Raw genomic sequence first — 322 nt, 5'->3', positions numbered from 1 at the left:
AGAGCGCTGGAATTACATCCCGGTAGTGTTCGACGTCTTCGCCAACAGCTGCCATTCCATCCAAGGCCACTTCAATGTCGCGGATGAACCGGACTGCCTGAGCTTGTTCTTGCCAAAACTCAAGGCTGCCGGCGTCGCCGTTACTTCGAACAGTCTCGGGCGCCTGCGAGGGCGGGACCGTCCAAGTGATCAGCAATTCGTGAAGCAACCTCGCGGGATTCGACATGAGGCCAGATCATACGGTTCGGTACTGTTTCGCCGATCGAGAGGGCGGAGTTGGCTGCCGAAATCGCTGGAATGTCGGGAGTAATTAGACGTCGAC

1 protein-coding gene is annotated in these 322 nt (G+C 57.1%); it reads right to left on the bottom strand.

Going from position 1 to position 322, the window contains the following annotated elements; genetic code table 11:
• Positions 1–226: hypothetical protein (locus AC3XQU_RS23490; protein ID WP_489876556.1), on the bottom strand; the 226-nt coding region annotated here is incomplete at its 3' end.
• Positions 227–322 lie beyond the last annotated feature (96 nt).

This window comes from Telluria sp. AZSoR62, from assembly GCF_058111565.1.
This window is presented reverse-complemented; position numbering and strand designations above follow the sequence as displayed.